Source organism: Alkaliphilus metalliredigens QYMF (assembly GCF_000016985.1).
Classification (GTDB): domain Bacteria; phylum Bacillota; class Clostridia; order Peptostreptococcales; family Natronincolaceae; genus Alkaliphilus_A; species Alkaliphilus_A metalliredigens.
In genome coordinates, this window is sequence record NC_009633.1 from 1 (window position 1) to 16,983 (window position 16,983).

Here is a 16,983-nt window from a genome sequence, read left to right on the forward strand (position 1 = left end):
AAACGGAGTATTAATAATAAAATTGAAAGTGCAGTTAGGGGGCTGTTATATGCACGATAACCTACCGCAGATATGGGAAAAGGCTATCAATTTAATCAAGACAGAACTTACTGAGGTTAGCTTTAATACATGGGTTAAACCCATCCAAGCCATTTCTTTGGATAATGAAACACTTGTACTGGGAGTACCTAATGACTTCACACAAGGGATATTAAATGCCCGTTATAATACTTTAATTAGTAATGCGGTGAAGCAAGTTACTTCTAAAAATTATGAAGTCCACATTGTAGTACCCTCAGAGGAACGTGTTGGTGATACGCAGAATATCAACGCCAGAAGATCGAATGCCCAATCACCAATTATGGGTAATAGTCCTCTGATCTTAAATCCTAAATATACCTTTGATACTTTTGTCATTGGTAATAGTAATCGTTTTGCCCATGCCGCTTCTGTGGCTGTGGCCGAGTCACCTGCAAAAGCCTATAACCCATTGTTTATTTATGGGGGAGTTGGTTTAGGCAAAACTCACTTAATGAATGCTATTGGTCACTACATCTTAGCAAACAATCCTAAAGCTAAGGTCGTTTATGTATCCTCAGAAACTTTTACCAATGAATTAATTAACTCCATTCGTGATGATCGAAATGTAGAGTTTAGAAATCGCTATCGTAATGTTGACGTGCTCTTAGTTGATGATATTCAATTCATCGCTGGTAAAGAAAGAACACAGGAGGAATTTTTCCATACATTTAATGCACTTCATGAATCTAATAAACAAATCATTATCTCTAGCGATAGACCCCCAAAAGAAATTCCTACTTTAGAAGAACGCTTAAGATCAAGGTTTGAATGGGGTTTGATTACTGATATTCAACCTCCTGACCTGGAAACACGTATTGCCATCTTACGTAAAAAAGCCCAAATGGAGAATATTTATGTTCCCGATGAAGTGACGGCTCATATTGCAAAAAAAATACAATCCAATATTCGGGAACTTGAAGGCGCTTTGATCCGAATTGTTGCCTATTCTTCATTAACAAATAGTGAAGTAACAGTAGAGTTAGCCAGTGAAGCATTAAAGGAAATTTTTACTTCTAAACCTCGGCTACTTAATGTTCCATTAATAAAAGAGGTGGTTTCAAACCATTTCAGTATCAAGCTTGAAGATTTTGACTCTAAAAAACGGACAAGATCAATTTCTTATCCAAGACAGGTTGCTATGTATCTTACAAGGGAATTAACAGATCTCTCTCTCCCTAAAATAGGCGACGAGTTTGGAGGCAGGGATCATACAACTGTTATGCATGCTCATAGTAAAATTGTAAATGAGATTAACAGTGATTCAGACCTGAAAAATAAACTTGATGCAATCATAAAGGAATTGAAGAGTGATTAATTCACATACTCATTAACAGTCTCTGTGAATGGGCTGTTAATAGTTTTTAGTTACTTTGATTTTTCTTAATATGTGTATAACTTGTCCCAGCTTTTGAACATTTCCTCCACATGTGTATAGTTTTGTTTTTAAGCGGTACGCCTATTTATCCACAAATTAACAGGCCTTACTACTAATACTACTAAATTTGTTTATTTATATTATCTATAAATGAGAGGGAGGTTATCCACAAATGCATTTTTCTTGTAGCCAAAAAGCGTTAATGCACAGTATCTCAATTGTACAAAAAGGGGTATCTGCTAAAACCACGTTACCCATATTAAAAGGGATCTACATTGAAACAAATAACGAAGGATTAAGGTTAGTTGGAACAGATCTAGAGATTGGTATCGAGCACGTAATGGAAGCAGATGTTTTACAGGAAGGAATTGTTGTTGTTGATGCAAGACTATTCAGTGAGATCATTCGAAAGCTTCCTGATGCTGAAGTAGACATTACCTTAAAAGAAAATAATCAACTAGAGATTAAATGCGCAAGTACAGAATTTAATATTTTAGTTTATTCTCCAGATGAATTTCCAGAGCTCCCCATAGTAGAAGAGGACCAGGTTTATGAAATAGCACAGGAATTATTTAAAGGGATGATTCGTCAGACTGTATTTGCAACATCCCAAGATGAATCAAGGCCAATTTTAACAGGTGTGTTAATGGAGATTGAGGAAAATACATTAAATATGGTAGCCCTAGATGGATATAGATTAGCATTGAGAAAAGGAAAAATTTCAGGCAATAGTAACCATAAGGTTGTTGTTCCGGCTAAAACCTTAAATGAGGTGAATCGGATTCTGAACCCAGATGAAGAAGAACCTCTACACATTACGTTAACAAATAATCATGCACTTTTTACTGCTGGTAAAACAAAATTAATTTCTAGATTGTTAGAAGGAGAATTTATTAATTATAAGCAGATTTTACCTAAAGAACATCGTTCAAAGGTTACAATAAAGGGAAAAGAAATATTAAATAGTATAGAAAGAGCGTCCTTATTAGCAAAGGAAGGTAGGAATAACTTAGTCAGGTTTGTTGTGAATGATGAGAAAATGGTGATTACTTCAAATTCTGAATTAGGAAAAGTTCATGAGGAAATAAACATTGTTCTTGAAGGAGAAGATATAGAAATTGCTTTTAACTCTAAATACTTTATTGATGCATTAAAGGTGATAGATGATGAAGAAGTTTGTTTAGAATTTACGACTAACTTAAGTCCAGGAATTTTAAAACCCTTAGCAAATGAGAATTATACCTATCTTGTGCTTCCAGTACGGTTAGCATCTAACTAGTTTTAACCCAGCAAATTGCTGGGTTTATATTTTGAATAAAGCGATAAAATAATAAGATAAAATCGAAAGGAGGGTTAAAGTTAATGTTAAAAGAAGTTAAAATTGAAGGGGAATACATTAAGTTAGATCAAATATTAAAGTTAGGTGAATTAGTAGGAAGTGGGGGACAGGCGAAATTACTTATTTTAAACGGAGAAGTTAAAGTAAATGGTAATATCGTAATTCAACGAGGTAAAAAGATCCGACCAGGAGATATTGTTGAATTATTTGATGATAAAGTTAAAGTTATTTAAGATTAGCTTTAATAAAACAAATACCTTAGCAAAATAGTCACTTAAATAAAAAAAGTAGTACATCTCCGAATTAGGGGGAGGATAATATGATCATTGAGGGATTGAAGCTTATTAACTTTAGAAATTATGAGCAACTTCAACTTCAACTTCATCCAAAGTTAAATATTTTTGTGGGTGAGAATGCCCAAGGTAAGACTAATGTTCTTGAAGCAGTCTATTTAAGTGCCATAGGAAAATCCTTTCGAACCAGTAAAGATCAAGAAATGATTTTTGTGGATAAACATCAGGCTTATGTTCAAGTTAAAGTAAAGAGAGTCGTCTATGAAAATAATATTGAACTAAGACTTAATGTAGATAAAAAGAAGAATATTAAAGTGAATCAAGTGCCTCTACTGAAATTAGGCGAGCTTCTTGGAAATCTAAATATTGTTTTGTTTTCACCTGAGGATCTAAAGATTATTAAAGAGGGTCCAGGGGAGAGAAGAAAATTTATAGATGGGGAAATTTCACAAATAGCCCCTAAATATTACTATAACTTGAATCAATATAATAAAATACTTCAACAGAGAAACAAACTCTTGAAGTACCATAAAGGAAAAAAACTTGACTTAGAGGTATGGAATGAACAATTAGCTAATATTGGCGCTTCACTGATTATTTATCGGAGAAACTTTATCAAAAGAATTGCCATATTGGCTAAGTTAATGCATCGCAAAATAACAGATGGTATTGAGACATTAGAAATTGAATACAAAAGCAGTGTTTTGATTAAAGATCATGATACAGTTGATCAAATAAGAGTTGGTTTTTTAAAAGAGTTAAACCAATCCGCGGATGAAGAAAGGCGAAGAGGAGTTACATTGGTAGGTCCTCATCGTGATGACTTGAACTTCAATATTAATGGATTAGAGGTAAAAACCTATGGGTCTCAAGGTCAACAGCGAACAGCAGTGTTATCTCTTAAATTGGCAGAGTTAGAATTAATAAAAGGTGAAGTAGGAGAATATCCTGTTTTATTACTTGATGATGTAATGAGTGAATTAGACATGAAAAGGCAAAATGATTTAATATATCATTTAAAGCATGTACAAACATTAGTTACAACAACGATGCTAGAGCCATTAAATATTAAAAATGTGCAAGATAAAGCCCTCTTTAGAGTGATAAAGGGAGAAATAGGGAAATATGAGTAACTTTTCAAAAACAACTTAGATTTTCTTTTATTATTATTAGATAAAGGTTATAATAAGTAGATGTACCAAAAAGCGAGGAGGAAGGTAGATGTTTCTTCATCTAGGAGGAGAAATTGCAGTACATTCAAGTGAAGTTATTGCAATACTTGATATAGAATCAACATTAAAATCCAAAGATAGCAAAGCTTTTTTAAAAATATGTAAAGAAAAAGGATTTATCCATAAAATTACCAATGAAGAACCTAGATCCTTTGTAATTACTGAAAAACAAGAACATCTAGCTAAATCTGGTAATCGGATTCGAAAGTTGGTTATTTATTATTCTCCGATATCTGCACCCACATTACAAAAACGTGCAGCTTTTATTCCGGAATAAGAATATAGCAAGATTGAATTAATTTCGGGGACTAATGAGTAGGAGGTTGAAAATATGGAAAACAAAATACAAGAGTATGGCGCTGAACAGATACAAGTACTAGAAGGTTTGGAAGCAGTTAGAAAAAGACCAGGGATGTATATTGGTAGCACGGGACCAAGAGGATTACATCATCTTGTGTATGAAGTTGTAGATAACAGTGTAGATGAAGCTTTAGCAGGATATTGTGACGTTATTGACGTGACAATATACCAAGATAATTCCATTAAGGTTGTTGATAATGGACGTGGAATTCCCATAGAGACACATCCTCAAACAGGGAAATCCACATTAGAGACTGTTATGACTGTGCTTCATGCCGGTGGAAAATTTGGAGGAGGAGGATACAAAGTATCCGGTGGACTCCATGGAGTGGGTATTTCTGTTGTTAATGCACTGTCAGAATATGTTGAAGTTGAAGTGAGGAAAGATGGTAAGCTTTATAAACAAAGATATGAAAGAGGAATACCAATCACTGATGTACAAGAAGTTGGTGAAACTACGGAGACTGGAACCACTATCACTTTTAAAGCAGACTCTGAAATTTTTGAAGAGATTCTTTACGTATATACAACACTAGAGAATAGATTAAGAGAAATGGCTTTTTTAAATAAGGGAATTAAAATTACTTTGAGAGATTTAAGAGAAGAAGAAGTCATGGAAAGTTCTTTCCGCTATGATGGTGGGATTCAAGAGTTTGTAATGCATCTCAACAGAAATAGAGAAGCCTTAATTGATAAAGTGATTTATTTTGAAAAACAAAAAGAGGGAAGTGTTGTTGAAGTCGCCCTACAATATACAGGTGCTTATACGGAAAATATATTTTCCTATGCCAATACCATTAATACCCATGAAGGTGGGACACATTTAAGTGGATTTAAAGCTGGATTAACACGGGTAATTAATGAATATGCACGTAAAAATGGCATATTGAAAGAAAAAGAGATCAATCTTTTAGGAGAGGATATCCGTGAGGGGTTAACAGCCATTATTTCTGTTAAAATGGCAGATCCTCAATTTGAAGGTCAGACAAAAACAAAGCTAGGGAATAGTGAAATGAAGGGAATTGTTGAGTCTAGTACATCACAATATCTGGAAGCTTTCTTAGAGGAAAATCCTCATGAAGCAAAGATCATTATAGAAAAGTCATTAAGAGCCCAAAGAGCCCGTGAAGCAGCAAAAAAAGCCAGAGAATTAACCAGAAGAAAAGGTGCACTGGAAAACACTGCGCTCCCTGGAAAGCTAGCGGATTGTGCTGAAAAAGATCCTGCACTGAGTGAAATTTATATAGTTGAGGGAAATTCTGCTGGAGGTAGTGCAAAGCAAGGTAGAGATAGGGCTACACAAGCGATATTACCACTAAGGGGAAAAATACTAAATGTTGAAAAATCAAGATTAGATAGAATACTAGGATCTGCAGAAATTAGAAATATGATTACAGCATTTGGTACAGGTATAGGCATTGAGTTTGATATAGAAAAAGTAAGATATCATAAAATAGTGATTATGACTGATGCTGATGTAGATGGAGCCCATATTAGAACATTATTATTAACTTTCTTTTTTAGATATATGAAGCCTTTAATTGAACTAGGATATGTATATATTGCCCAACCACCATTATATAAGTTAAAAAAAGGTAAAGTAGAAAATTATGCTTATTCAGATGAGGAAATGCAAAAAATAATAGTCCAAATGGGTGGAAGTGCAGATATTCAAAGATATAAAGGACTTGGTGAAATGAATCCAGAACAACTTTGGGATACGACTATGAATCCTGAGACCAGAACCTTTTTACAAGTATCTATTGAGGATGCAGCTGGTGCAGATGATATTTTCAACACGCTTATGGGTGATAAAGTAGAACCAAGAAGACAATTTATAGAGCAAAATTCAAAATATGTTACAAATCTAGATATATAATAAAGGGGGATGAAAGATGATAGATAACAAAGATAATATAGTCCCTATAAATATAGAAAGTGAAATGAAAAAATCATATATAGATTATTCTATGAGTGTTATCGTAGGAAGAGCCCTTCCAGATGTAAGAGATGGACTTAAACCTGTTCATAGAAGAATATTATACTCTATGATTGAGCTAGGAGTGACTCCTGATAAACCACATAAAAAATCAGCACGTATCGTCGGGGATGTTTTAGGTAAGTACCATCCCCATGGTGATACTGCTGTATATGATGCAATGGTTCGTTTGGCTCAAGATTTTTCAATGAGATATTTATTAGTAGATGGTCATGGTAACTTCGGATCTGTTGATGGTGATGGCGCAGCTGCTATGCGTTATACAGAGGCGAGACTATCTAAAATATCTGTAGAGATGATTAGGGATATTAACAAAGAAACTGTAGATTATAGACCAAACTTCGACGAAACATTAAAAGAACCTGCTGTACTTCCAAGTCGATTTCCAAATTTACTTGTTAATGGGTCTAACGGTATTGCTGTTGGAATGGCTACTAATATTCCACCTCACAATTTAGGAGAGGTAATAGATAGTGTTGTTACTTTAATTGATGATTCTGAGGCTGAAATAGAAGATTTTATGGAACATATTAAAGGCCCAGACTTTCCAACTGGTGGTATTATTTTGGGTACAGAAGGAATTAAAGATGCTTATACAACAGGTAGAGGTAAGATTAAAGTAAGAGCTAAAGCAAGTATAGAAGAGATGAGTAAGGGAAGACAACACATTATTGTGAATGAAATTCCATATCAAGTAAATAAGGCGAGACTAATTGAAAAAATAGCAGAATTGGTAAGAGACAAAAAAATAGAAGGTATTTCTGATCTAAGAGATGAAAGTGATAGAGAAGGAATGCGTATCGTAATAGAACTTAAAAGAGATGCAAATGCAAATGTTGTACTTAATAAATTATATAAACATACTCAACTAGAAGATACTTTTGGTGTGATTATGATTGCAATCGTTGATGGTCAACCTAAAGTATTGAATTTAAAGGAAGTATTAACTCATTATTTAAATCATCAAAAAGATATCATTGTTAGAAGAACAAAATTTGATTTAAATAAGGCTGAAGATAGAGCACATATATTAGAGGGATTAAAGATAGCTTTAGATAACTTAGATGAGGTTATTAAGCTAATTAGAGGTTCAGATAATACTCAAATAGCTAAAGCTGGATTAATGGAAAAATTCAGTCTATCAGAAAAGCAAGCACAAGCGATTTTAGATATGAGATTGCAAAAGCTTACAGGTTTGGAAATAGAAAAAGTTGAAGAAGAATATAAAGAATTAATAAAGATTATTAACCATTTAAAAGAAATATTAGCAAATGAAAGATTACTTCTTGATATTATTAAAGAGGAATTATTAGAAATAAGAGAAAAATATGCAGATAAAAGAAGAACAGAAATAGCAATTGATCCAGGATCAATTAATATGATCGATTTAGTTGATGAAGAGGATGTTGTAATTACCCTTACTCACTTTGGTTATATTAAAAGATTACCAATCGATACCTATAGAAGCCAAAAAAGAGGTGGAAAAGGGATTTCAGGGGTAACAACTCGAGATGAAGACTTTGTTGAGAAGTTAACGATTACTTCTACCCATAGCCCACTTCTTTTCTTCACCAATTTAGGTAAGGTTTATAAGCTCAATGTTTATGAAATACCAGAAGGTAGAAGACAAGCAAAGGGAACAGCCATTGTTAATTTGTTGCAGTTATCGGCAAATGAAAAAATTGCGGCTGTCATTCCTGTTGACCGAGATTGTAATGAACAATACCTAGTGATGGCAACACAAAAAGGAATTATTAAAAAGACAGAGTTGTGTCAATTTGATAATACTCGAAAAACGGGATTAATGGCTATCAATATTCGTGAAGATGATGAATTGATCAGTGTTAGGTTAATCAACAAAGAGCAAGAGATTTTTATGATCACTTCCCAAGGGATGTCCATTCGATTTAAAGAAGACAATGTAAGGGATATGGGTAGGACTGCTATGGGGGTAAAAGGAATTAACCTTGCTGAGAAGGATTATGTAGTCGCCATGGAGGTACTAGAAGATAATAAGGATTTATTGGTAGTCAGTGAAAATGGACTTGGAAAGAGAACAGATTTAAGTGAGTATAGATTACAGACACGAGGTGGTAAGGGAATTAAAACTTACAAAGTGTCTAAGAAAACTGGCAACTTAATTGGTGCCAAAATTGTAGAGGATCATGACGAAATACTACTGATGACCAACGAGGGTATTGTCATTAGACTTAATGTAAAAGGAATCTCTAAAATGGGTCGAGCAACTAGAGGGGTTACTTTAATGAATACAGGAACAGAGAAAAGTATTGTATCAATAGCTCAAATACCCTATCATGAAGAAGTAATAATCCAAGAAATGATTGAAGAAATAAGTGAAGAAAAAGATGAAGAAAAAGATGAAGAATAGTTTTAAATAATTATGTTTAATCTAATTATTTTGGGGAAATAATAATAATGAAGCCTCACAACTTCAGATGCAACCCCCATATTCAATGTAGCAAAGGCATATCTTAGGATATGCCTTTGCTTTTTTGAAATAACTAACAAAGTGTTGAAAAATTTGATATAATTAATGTATTAAAGAATTTCATGTAATTAGAGAAACGAAAAAATGTTTAATTAATAAATTATAGGGTAAAATTTATTCTAGAGAAATAGGGGGGAACATGGTATGTCACTAAGTGTTAATAAACAGTTCAATGATGAAGAAAACTTATGGACAGTACAATTGGCCGGTGAAGTGGATATATATACTGCAGGACAATTGAAGGAAGCTTTTATTAAAATGATAGAAGAAAGAAAAGAGACAATTAAAATTGATTGTGAAGAACTAGTCTATATAGATAGCACTGGATTAGGGGTTTTAATTGGTGCACTTAAAAGACTTAAACAAGAAAAAAAAGAAATTATGTTGTTTAATATTAAGCCTAGCATTAAAAAACTATTAAATATTACGGGATTAGATAAGATTTTTATTATTGAGGGGTGAGATTTTGTTTACTATGCACAATGCAAAGGAGCAAAGGAGTATGAATGAAAAAAAGAACGATGAAATTAAATTAACAATACCAAACAAACCCGAATATGTAAGTGTGGTTCGATTAACTGTGTCTTCTATAGCAAATAGGATGGGTTTTGATGTAGAACAAATTGAAGACATTAAAATTGCTACAGCTGAAGCATGTACAAATGCCATAACACATGGAAAGTGTGATGTAGAGGAGTCCTTCGATATTAAATTTATAATTGATGAAGGCAAGCTAGTGATTTCTGTATTTGATAATGGAAAAGGATGTATGATTAATAATATCAAAAAACCTGACTTAATTAATCCGAAAGAGGGAGGGTTAGGTATTTTTATCATTAAATCACTGATGGATGATGTGAAGATTACTTCCGATGCTGATAAGGGGACGACAATCATAATGACAAAGTATGTGGGAGAGGATACTTAATGAAGAACATAGCAAGGGCTAATAAAATGGCTCTTAACAGAGATCACTCCCTAATGCATCTTACTGAAAAAGAACTCTTTATTGAATATCAAGAAAACAAAAAAGTTGAAGTGAGAAATGAACTGGTTAATCGTTATCTATATATCGCGGAAATACTATCAAAGAAGTTTCTAAATAAAGGAATTGATTATGAAGATATTTATCAAGTTGCTTCTTTAGGTTTAATTTATGCAATTGAAAGATTTGATCTAAGTCGAGGTTTTGAGTTTTCAAGTTTTGCCACACCAACGATTATTGGAGAGATAAAGAAGCACTTTAGAGATAAAGGCTGGTCTATTAGAGTTCCGAGAAGAATACAAGAGCTTTCTAAAAAAGTAAATACAGCAAAAATGACACTGCATCAAAATCTTCAAAGAACCCCGATGATTAAAGATATTGCTGAATATTTGAATTGTACGCAAGAAGAAGTGATGGAAGCAATGGAGGCAAGTCAAGTTTATACGCCTAAGTCCTTAGACTTAACTTATGATAATGATGGGGAAGATAAGGATATCCAATTAATTGACTTAATAGGAGAAAAGGATAAGAATTTTGATGAAATTGAAAATCGAGATTTTTTGAAGAAAGCAATGAGAAACTTAAATGAAGTAGAAAAAAAGGTGTTAGAGGATAGGTTCTTTAATAGTAAGACACAAATGAATGTTGCAGAAGAATTAAATGTATCACAGATGACTGTCTCTAGGATGGAAAAGAGAATTATAGAGAAATTTAGAAAAGAATTAAACAAGAGTATGGAATGAAAGGGGGGGAGTGATTAATCCCCCCAGTATTATTAAAAAAATGTTTATATAGCGATAATAAGGGTAAAAAATAGAACAGACAGCATTTAAATTGATTTTATGTCAAAAAGCTGATATAGTAGTACAAGTTGCCGAAAGACGAATGAAATTTAAAGGAAAAAGAAAAACTTCTTTAAAAACTATTGACAGACGGCATCAAAAATGATATATTGATTAAGTCGCCAAAACGCGACGGGTTATACCAAGCAAGTTAGAAATCAGGTCTTTGAAAACTAAACAGTATAGATGTAAGCCAGCATATAAGTAGATTACCAAAATCTAAGATTTTGTGTAAGTCACTTACTCGGCGTAAGCCGAGATACCATTTTAGTTAACTAGAATGGAACAAGAAATACCCAGAAATTTATATATAAGAGTTTGATCCTGGCTCAGGATGAACGCTGGCGGCGTGCCTAACACATGCAAGTCGAGCGGGTTAATCTGACGGAAGCCTTCGGGTGGAAGAAAGTGAAACTAGCGGCGGACGGGTGAGTAACGCGTGGGCAACCTACCTTGTACAGGGGGACAACAACGGGAAACCGTTGCTAATACCCCATAAAACCCTAGAGGGGCATCCCTTAAGGGTCAAAGAATTTCGGTACAAGATGGGCCCGCGTCTGATTAGCTAGTTGGTGAGGTAATGGCTCACCAAGGCGACGATCAGTAGCCGACCTGAGAGGGTGATCGGCCACACTGGAACTGAGACACGGTCCAGACTCCTACGGGAGGCAGCAGTGGGGAATATTGCACAATGGGCGAAAGCCTGATGCAGCAACGCCGCGTGAGCGATGAAGGCCTTCGGGTCGTAAAGCTCTGTCCTAGGGGAAGAATATTGACGGTACCCTAGGAGGAAGCCCCGGCTAACTACGTGCCAGCAGCCGCGGTAATACGTAGGGGGCAAGCGTTATCCGGAATCACTGGGCGTAAAGGGTGCGTAGGCGGTCTTGCAAGTCAGAGGTGAAAGGCTACGGCTCAACCGTAGTAAGCCTTTGAAACTGCAAGACTTGAGTATGGGAGAGGAAAGTGGAATTCCTAGTGTAGCGGTGAAATGCGTAGATATTAGGAGGAACACCAGTGGCGAAGGCGACTTTCTGGACCATTACTGACGCTGAGGCACGAAAGCGTGGGGAGCAAACAGGATTAGATACCCTGGTAGTCCACGCCGTAAACGATGAGTGCTAGGTGTTGGGGGTCGAACCTCAGTGCCGCAGCTAACGCATTAAGCACTCCGCCTGGGGAGTACGCTCGCAAGAGTGAAACTCAAAGGAATTGACGGGGACCCGCACAAGCAGCGGAGCATGTGGTTTAATTCGAAGCAACGCGAAGAACCTTACCTGGACTTGACATCCCTCGGACCACTCCTTAACCGGAGTCTTCCCTTCGGGGACTGAGGTGACAGGTGGTGCATGGTTGTCGTCAGCTCGTGTCGTGAGATGTTGGGTTAAGTCCCGCAACGAGCGCAACCCTTGTCTTTAGTTGCCAGCAGTTCGGCTGGGCACTCTAGAGAGACTGCCGGGGATAACTCGGAGGAAGGTGGGGATGACGTCAAATCATCATGCCCCTTATGTTCAGGGCTACACACGTGCTACAATGGCCGATACAACGGGCAGCGAAGGAGTAATCCGGAGCAAATCCTATAAAGTCGGTCCCAGTTCGGATTGTGGGCTGAAACTCGCCCACATGAAGCTGGAGTTGCTAGTAATCGCGAATCAGAATGTCGCGGTGAATGCGTTCCCGGGTCTTGTACACACCGCCCGTCACACCACGGGAGTCGGAAGCACCCGAAGTCAGCTATCTAACCGTAAGGAGGAAGCTGCCGAAGGTGAAGTCGATGACTGGGGTGAAGTCGTAACAAGGTAGCCGTATCGGAAGGTGCGGCTGGATCACCTCCTTTCTAAGGAGCAAAGGCGCATCTATACTGTTTGGTTTTGAGAGACCTAATCTCTCTAATAAAGTTAGACAAACGAAATCAACATTTCGGTTGTCTGCTTATGTTCTTTGAAAACTACACAATGTTATGTGAAACATGAAGCTATCAATTTGACGATTTCCTTGATTTGTTCAGGGAAACAAATCATCAAATTGCTAGCTAAGCGACTGACTCAAAATCGAAGATTTTGGTCATCTGCTTAAATAAATGCGAAATCAATAAACTATCAATTTGAAGATTATCTTGATTATTCAAGAAAGCTCAACAAGTTGTTAGCTGAGCGATTGACTCTAAATCTATGATTGGGGTCATGAGCGTAAAGGTCAAGTTATTAAGAGCAAAGGGCGGATGCCTTGGCACTAGGAGTCGATGAAGGACGTGGTAAGCTGCGATAAGCCTCGGGAAGCCGCAAGCAGGCATTGATCCGGGGATTTCCGAATGGGGAAACCCACTTGGGTTCATATCCAAGTATCTATTACTCAATTCATAGGTAATAGAAGACAGACCGGGGGAACTGAAACATCTAAGTACCCCGAGGAAGAGAAAGAAAATTCGATTCCCTCAGTAGCGGCGAGCGAAAGGGGAAGAGCCCAAACCGATGGGGTTTACTTCATCGGGGTTGTGGACACGGTCGTTAAGAAGAAGGTATTGTAGTAGAAGAGGGTTGGAAAGCCCCACCGGAGAAGGTAATAGTCCTGTATATCAAACAAGAAGATCTTTGACTGTGATCCAGAGTACCACGGGACACGTGAAACCCTGTGGGAAGCAGGGGGGACCACCCCCCAAGGCTAAATACTACCTAGTGACCGATAGCGCATAGTACCGTGAGGGAAAGGTGAAAAGAACCCCGGAAGGGGAGTGAAATAGAACCTGAAACCCTTTGCTTACAAGCTGTGGGAGCACTTTATATGTGTGACCGCGTACTTTTTGTAGAACGGGCCAACGAGTTATGGTATGGAGCAAGGTTAAGCACTTAAGGTGCGAAGCCGTAGGGAAACCGAGTCTTAATCGGGCGACTTAGTTTCATGCCATAGACCCGAAACCGAGCGACCTACCCATGGACAGGATGAAGCGGAAGTAAAATTTCGTGGAGGTCCGAACCGATTGACGTTGAAAAGTCACCGGATGATCTGTGGGTAGCGGTGAAATTCCAATCGAGCTCGGAGATAGCTGGTTCTCGCCGAAATAGCTTTAGGGCTAGCCTCAAGATTAGAGACACGGAGGTAGAGCACTGAATGGTCAAGGGGCCTTCACCGGTTACCGAAACCTATCAAACTCCGAATGCCGTCGTCTTATACTTGGGAGTCAGACTGCGAGTGATAAGATCCGTAGTCAAGAGGGAAAGAGCCCAGACCATCAGCTAAGGTCCCAAAGTATACGTTAAGTGGAAAAGGATGTGGAGTTGCACAGACAACCAGGATGTTGGCTTAGAAGCAGCCACTCATTTAAAGAGTGCGTAATAGCTCACTGGTCGAGTGATTCTGCGCCGAAAATGTCCGGGGCTCAAACGTATCACCGAAGCTATGGATCCGAAAGGATGGTAGGCGAGCGTTCTGTAAGGGTAGAAGCTGTACCGTAAGGAGCAGTGGACTTTACAGAAGAGAGAATGTTGGCATGAGTAACGAGAGGCAAGTGAGAATCTTGCCCGTCGAAAACCCAAGGTTTCCTGAGGAAGGTTCGTCCGCTCAGGGTTAGTCGGGACCTAAGCCGAGGCCGAAAGGCGTAGGCGATGGACAACAGGTTGAGATTCCTGTACCACTTTTAGTCGTTTGAGAAATGGGGGGACACAGTAGGATAAACCATGCGCACCGTTGGTTGTGTGCGTCTAAGCAAGTAGGGAGTTAGGATAGGCAAATCCGTTCTAACATATTCTGAGATGTGATGGGGAGCGAAATATAAGTAGCGAACTGGTTGATTCCACACTGTCGAGAAAAGCCTCTATCGAGACTATAAAGTGCCCGTACCGCAAACCGACACAGGTGGGTGAGGAGAGAATCCTAAGACGATCGGGAGAACTATTGTTAAGGAACTCGGCAAAATGACCCCGTAACTTCGGGAGAAGGGGTGCCGGATTTGGTGAAGGATTTACTCCATAAGCCTTATCCGGCCGCAGAGAATAGGCCCAAGCGACTGTTTACCAAAAACATAGGTCTCTGCTAAGTCGAAAGACGAAGTATAGGGGCTGACGCCTGCCCGGTGCTGGAAGGTTAAGGGGACGTGTTAGCGCAAGCGAAGCACTGAACTTAAGCCCCAGTAAACGGCGGCCGTAACTATAACGGTCCTAAGGTAGCGAAATTCCTTGTCGGGTAAGTTCCGACCCGCACGAAAGGCGTAACGATTTGGGCACTGTCTCAACAATAGACCCGGTGAAATTGTAATACCAGTGAAGATGCTGGTTACCCGCGACAGGACGGAAAGACCCCGTGGAGCTTTACTGTAGCCTGACATTGGATTTTGGTACTATATGTACAGGATAGGTGGGAGACTTTGAAACTAGGACGCCAGTCTTGGTGGAGTCGACCTTGGGATACCACTCTTGTAGTACTGAAATTCTAACCATAGACCGTGAAACCGGTCTTGGGACACTGTCAGGTGGGCAGTTTGACTGGGGCGGTCGCCTCCCAAAAAGTAACGGAGGCGCCCAAAGGTTCCCTCAGCACGGTCGGAAATCGTGCGTAGAGTGCAAAGGCAAAAGGGAGCTTGATTGCGAGACATACAGGTCGAGCAAGGACGAAAGTCGGGCTTAGTGATCCGGTGGTTCCGAGTGGAAGGGCCATCGCTCAACGGATAAAAGCTACCCCGGGGATAACAGGCTTATCTCCCCCAAGAGTCCACATCGACGGGGAGGTTTGGCACCTCGATGTCGGCTCATCACATCCTGGGGCTGTAGTAGGTCCCAAGGGTTGGGCTGTTCGCCCATTAAAGTGGTACGCGAGCTGGGTTCAGAACGTCGTGAGACAGTTCGGTCCCTATCCGTCGCGGGCGCAGGAAATTTGAGAGGAGCTGTCCTTAGTACGAGAGGACCGGGATGGACATACCTCTGGTGTACCAGTTGTTCTGCCAAGAGCATCGCTGGGTAGCTACGTATGGAAGGGATAAGTGCTGAAGGCATCTAAGCACGAAGCCCCCCTCAAGATAAGATTTCCCATCTCGAAAGAGAGTAAGACCCCAGGAAGACTACCTGGTTGATAGGTTGGAGGTGTAAGTGCAGTAATGTACTCAGCTGACCAATACTAATAGGTCGAGGACTTGACCAAAAGAAATATCCATAACATTGTGTAGTTTTGAGAGAATACTCTCAAAAAAACTTGAGCACTTGAAATTTTAAAGTAAATACTTTAAAATTGAGTGCGACATGAAGCGCTGCGATAGCAGTAGCGAAATTTCGTGACTATAGCGAAGGGGTCACACCTGTTCCCATCCCGAACACAGAAGTTAAGCCCTTCAGCGCTGATGGTACTTGGCGGGCAGCTGCCTGGGAGAGTAGGTCGTCGCGATACAGAAAATCCTCTACGGAAACGTAGAGGATTATTTGTTTTTTGATAATAATAAGCACTACTTAAAAAGAATAGGATATCATCAATTCATAAAAACAAGGATGTCATCAATCTATTGATTGCTTTAGGTTTAAATTGGAGGAAGGCAATCAATGGATTGATGGCTAAGTGATCAACACGAAAGTTAAAGTTCTAACTTTCGGTTGCCTACTTATGTCGAAAACTTATGTTCACAAAACACAATAATTAAGCAGGAATTCTTAAAAAAAAGTAGAAAATGTAAGTAGAAAATGAAATTATTAAATGGTGACGTTCAACTTATTGAAATAACAAAAATCCTATAGTATGAGTTAATAATTAAAATGTAAGGAAGTGATTACTTTGTATAAAGATAATCAAGATAATAAAATAATTGATATTAATGAATATAGAGAAAAGAAAAATAAAAAAATAGAAAAAGAAATTGAAGAAAGAGAAAAAACACTTAATCTCTTTATGAAGGTATTATCCACTATGAGAGAATAATTTTATTTAGTATAAACTAAAACAAACCACTTGATAATGGTTTGTTTATTTTAAATGGTTTATGTTAGATATTTAA

11 protein-coding genes and 3 rRNA genes are annotated in these 16,983 nt (G+C 38.1%); all 14 read left to right on the plus strand.

All coding sequences use genetic code 11. The features are described from left to right. The first annotated feature begins 49 nt into the window (after positions 1-49). The 14 genes from dnaA to AMET_RS25425 all read left to right on the plus strand — a co-directional run bounded on the left by dnaA (position 50) and on the right by AMET_RS25425 (position 16,907). Positions 50-1,396 carry a chromosomal replication initiator protein DnaA gene (dnaA, locus tag AMET_RS00005; protein ID WP_011971153.1) on the plus strand — a complete coding sequence of 449 codons (1,347 nt, stop codon included), beginning with the start codon at positions 50-52 and terminating at the stop codon, positions 1,394-1,396. A gap of 232 nt (positions 1,397-1,628) precedes the next feature. Further along, positions 1,629-2,735, plus strand: coding sequence for a DNA polymerase III subunit beta (gene dnaN / locus AMET_RS00010; RefSeq protein ID WP_011971154.1), 1,107 nt, complete (start codon positions 1,629-1,631; stop codon positions 2,733-2,735). Between the two features lie 83 nt (positions 2,736-2,818). After that, entirely contained in the window at positions 2,819-3,028 is a 210-nt protein-coding gene (locus tag AMET_RS00015) for an RNA-binding S4 domain-containing protein (protein ID WP_011971155.1), read from the plus strand. 86 nt (positions 3,029-3,114) lie between these two features. After that, positions 3,115-4,221, plus strand: coding sequence for a DNA replication/repair protein RecF (recF, locus tag AMET_RS00020; RefSeq protein ID WP_011971156.1), 1,107 nt, complete (start codon positions 3,115-3,117; stop codon positions 4,219-4,221). 88 nt (positions 4,222-4,309) lie between these two features. Beyond that, complete coding sequence (gene remB / locus AMET_RS00025; protein WP_011971157.1) at positions 4,310-4,597, plus strand: extracellular matrix regulator RemB; 288 nt, start codon at positions 4,310-4,312, stop codon at positions 4,595-4,597. Between the two features lie 54 nt (positions 4,598-4,651). Further along, entirely contained in the window at positions 4,652-6,559 is a 1,908-nt protein-coding gene (gyrB, locus tag AMET_RS00030; RefSeq protein ID WP_011971158.1) for a DNA topoisomerase (ATP-hydrolyzing) subunit B, read from the plus strand. Positions 6,560-6,575: 16 nt separating this feature from the next. After that, positions 6,576-9,068 carry a DNA gyrase subunit A gene (gene gyrA, locus AMET_RS00035; protein WP_011971159.1) on the plus strand — a complete coding sequence of 831 codons (2,493 nt, stop codon included), beginning with the start codon at positions 6,576-6,578 and terminating at the stop codon, positions 9,066-9,068. A gap of 264 nt (positions 9,069-9,332) precedes the next feature. Next, positions 9,333-9,650: an STAS domain-containing protein gene (locus AMET_RS00040; protein ID WP_011971160.1), complete on the plus strand. Its 318-nt coding sequence runs from the start codon at positions 9,333-9,335 to the stop codon at positions 9,648-9,650. A gap of 40 nt (positions 9,651-9,690) precedes the next feature. Then, on the plus strand, positions 9,691-10,116 hold the full coding sequence (locus AMET_RS00045; protein WP_011971161.1) for an ATP-binding protein: 426 nt from the start codon (positions 9,691-9,693) through the stop codon (positions 10,114-10,116). Further along, positions 10,116-10,916 carry a SigB/SigF/SigG family RNA polymerase sigma factor gene (locus AMET_RS00050; protein ID WP_011971162.1) on the plus strand — a complete coding sequence of 267 codons (801 nt, stop codon included), beginning with the start codon at positions 10,116-10,118 and terminating at the stop codon, positions 10,914-10,916. Before AMET_RS00045 ends, AMET_RS00050 begins: the two co-directional genes overlap by 1 nt. Positions 10,917-11,321: 405 nt before the next feature. Continuing rightward, positions 11,322-12,849: ribosomal RNA gene (locus tag AMET_RS00055) — 16S ribosomal RNA — on the plus strand. A gap of 357 nt (positions 12,850-13,206) precedes the next feature. Beyond that, positions 13,207-16,142, plus strand: a 23S ribosomal RNA gene (locus AMET_RS00060). A gap of 126 nt (positions 16,143-16,268) precedes the next feature. Continuing rightward, positions 16,269-16,385: ribosomal RNA gene (rrf, locus tag AMET_RS00065) — 5S ribosomal RNA — on the plus strand. The 16S, 23S and 5S rRNA genes sit together here, the layout of an rRNA operon. A 378-nt stretch (positions 16,386-16,763) precedes the next feature. Next, on the plus strand, positions 16,764-16,907 hold the full coding sequence (locus AMET_RS25425) for a hypothetical protein (protein WP_157047116.1): 144 nt from the start codon (positions 16,764-16,766) through the stop codon (positions 16,905-16,907). The last annotated feature ends 76 nt before the right edge of the window (positions 16,908-16,983 follow it).

Coding starts and splice junctions, on each gene's coding strand:
- AMET_RS00015 (WP_011971155.1), top strand. CDS start 2,819: ATGTTAAAAGAAGTTAAAATTGAAGGGGAATACATTAAGTTAGATCAA.
- dnaA (WP_011971153.1), top strand. CDS start 50: ATGCACGATAACCTACCGCAGATATGGGAAAAGGCTATCAATTTAATC.
- recF (WP_011971156.1), top strand. CDS start 3,115: ATGATCATTGAGGGATTGAAGCTTATTAACTTTAGAAATTATGAGCAA.
- AMET_RS00050 (WP_011971162.1), top strand. CDS start 10,116: ATGAAGAACATAGCAAGGGCTAATAAAATGGCTCTTAACAGAGATCAC.
- dnaN (WP_011971154.1), top strand. CDS start 1,629: ATGCATTTTTCTTGTAGCCAAAAAGCGTTAATGCACAGTATCTCAATT.
- AMET_RS00045 (WP_011971161.1), top strand. CDS start 9,691: ATGAATGAAAAAAAGAACGATGAAATTAAATTAACAATACCAAACAAA.
- gyrA (WP_011971159.1), top strand. CDS start 6,576: ATGATAGATAACAAAGATAATATAGTCCCTATAAATATAGAAAGTGAA.
- AMET_RS00040 (WP_011971160.1), top strand. CDS start 9,333: ATGTCACTAAGTGTTAATAAACAGTTCAATGATGAAGAAAACTTATGG.
- remB (WP_011971157.1), top strand. CDS start 4,310: ATGTTTCTTCATCTAGGAGGAGAAATTGCAGTACATTCAAGTGAAGTT.
- gyrB (WP_011971158.1), top strand. CDS start 4,652: ATGGAAAACAAAATACAAGAGTATGGCGCTGAACAGATACAAGTACTA.